This window comes from Methylibium sp., assembly GCF_013817365.1.
Classification (GTDB): Bacteria; Pseudomonadota; Gammaproteobacteria; order Burkholderiales; family Burkholderiaceae_C; genus Methylibium.
The window spans coordinates 1-2123 of the sequence record NZ_JACDCU010000587.1; the positions used below are offsets into that span (position 1 = coordinate 1).

Sequence of the window (2123 nt, forward strand, 5' to 3'; positions counted from 1 at the left end):
GCTCGGCACTTGGCCCTGAGCATGGTCGTCCTTGAGCGGCGACATGCGGAGGGCGGGTGGTCAATCTGAAGGGATGGATGATGATTCTGGAATTGCATCAACAGGGTCTGTCGGTGTCGGCCATTGCGGAGCGCACCGGGCACGACCGCAAGACCGTTCGCAAGGTGATCGCGCGCGGCTTGGTCGTGCCGACGTACGCGGCGCGCACACCGCGGCCGACGCTGCTCGGTCCTTACGAGACCTACCTGCGCGAGCGCGTGGCCGCCTGGCCCGAACTCAGCGGCGTGCGGCTACTGCGAGAGCTGCGCGAGCGTGGCTACGCCGGCGGCGTCACCCAACTCAACGACTTCCTGCGCGCGGTCAGACCTCCCGTGATCGCGCCCTTCGAGGTCCGCTTCGAGACCCCCGCCGGTCGCCAGGCACAAGTCGACTTCGCGCACTTCATGGTCGAGTTCACCGAGCAGCCCGGCGTGCAGCACCGCGTCTGGCTCTTCGCCATGGTGCTCGGCCACAGCCGCTACCTCTGGGGACAGTACGTGCTGCACCAGGATCTGGGCACCGTGCTGCGCTGCCACATGCTGGCCTTCGAGCACTTCGGCGGCACGCCGCACGAGATCCTGTACGACCGCATGAAGACCGCCGTGCTCGGCGAGGCGGCTATTGATGCCGGCATCGTCTACAACGCCAAGCTGATCGGCCTGGGCGCGCACTACGGCTTCAAGCCGCGCGCCTGCAAGCCCTACCGCGCCAAGACCAAGGGCAAGATCGAGCGGCCGTTCCGCTACGTGCGGGCCAACTTCTTCCTCGCGCGCAGCTTCGCCAACCTTGACGACCTGAACCGGCAACTGCGCGTGTGGCTCGACACGGTCGCCAACGCCCGTCAGCACGGCAGCACCGGGCGCATCGTTGCCGAGCACTTCAAGACCGAACGCGTCAGCTTGAAGCCACTGCCCGCCGGGCGCTTCGACGCGGTGCTGCGCACCGAACGGCGCGTCAGCCACGAGGGCATGGTCTCGGTGGGCGGCAACTTGTACAGCGTGCCCGACGGTACCGTGAAGCGCGTGCTGGAGGTGGAGACGACCGCCGACTGCGTGCGCATCCACGACGGCCATCGCCTAGTGGCGGTGCACACGCTATTGCACGGGCGGCGCCAGCGCTCGCTGCTGCCGGGACATCGACAGCCGCGGCGCTCGAACGCGGCCCCCGAGGTCGACAAGCCGTCGCCGATACAGCCGCCCGGTCACAGCGTGGCTCGCCGAGGGCTGGAGATTTACGCGGCGGTGGCCGAGCGGCTCGGCGCGGTGTCACGTGCTACCTCGGGAGCGGCGCCATGAGCGGCGACACGACCGACCGCATCCGCCGGCACCTGGTTGGTCTGAAGATGCCGCGAGCGCTGGAGGCGCTACAGATGACGCTCTCCCGCATCGAGCAGGGCGAGGTCAGTGCGCTGGAGGCGATCGAGTCGCTGCTGGGCGAGGAGTACACGACGCGCGAGAGCCGGCGCATCAAGATGGCGCTGCAGACGGCGCGGCTGCCGACCGTCAAGACGCTCTCGGGCTATGACTTCAGCTTCCAGCCGAGCCTGGACCGCAACCGGGTGCTGGCGCTGGCCGAGCTCGAGTTCGTGGCACGGCATCAGTGCGTGCATCTGCTCGGCCCGCCGGGCACGGGCAAGAGCCACTTGGCGATCGCCCTCGGCGTGGAGGCGGTGCGCGCCGGCAAGAGCGTCTACATGGCCACGCTGGCGGAGATGGTGGATTCGATGCGGCGTGCCGAGCGCGAGGGGCGCCTCACCGAGCGGGTGCGCTACTTGGCCCGTCACAGCGTCTTGATCGTCGACGAGATCGGCTACCTGCCGGTCGGCTCGGGCGGGGGTAATCTGTTCTTCCAACTCGTCAACGCCTGCTATGAGCGCTGCGCGATGATCATGACGAGCAACCGTGGCTTCGGCGAATGGGCCGAGATCTTCGGCGACTCGGTGGTGGCCACCGCGCTGCTGGACCGGCTGCTGCACCACGCGGTGGTGATCCCGATCGAGGGCAACTCGTACCGCCTGCGTGAGCACGCGAACCTGCTGCCGGAGCATCTGCGCAACCGCGCGGCGCTGCAAAACGGCACGCCCC

At 68.4% G+C, this 2123-nt stretch carries 2 protein-coding genes; both read left to right on the forward strand.

Features of this window, described 5'->3' with window-relative positions; genetic code table 11:
- The first annotated feature begins 77 nt into the window (after window positions 1-77).
- Window positions 78-1334, forward strand: a complete 1257-nt coding sequence (istA, locus tag H0W38_RS21675) for an IS21 family transposase (RefSeq protein WP_292458114.1) — start codon at window positions 78-80, stop codon at window positions 1332-1334.
- Window positions 1331-2123, forward strand: a 793-nt coding sequence (istB, locus tag H0W38_RS21680) for an IS21-like element helper ATPase IstB (protein WP_292458117.1), incomplete at its 3' end; no start/stop codon positions are given. The genes istA and istB, both read left to right, overlap by 4 nt.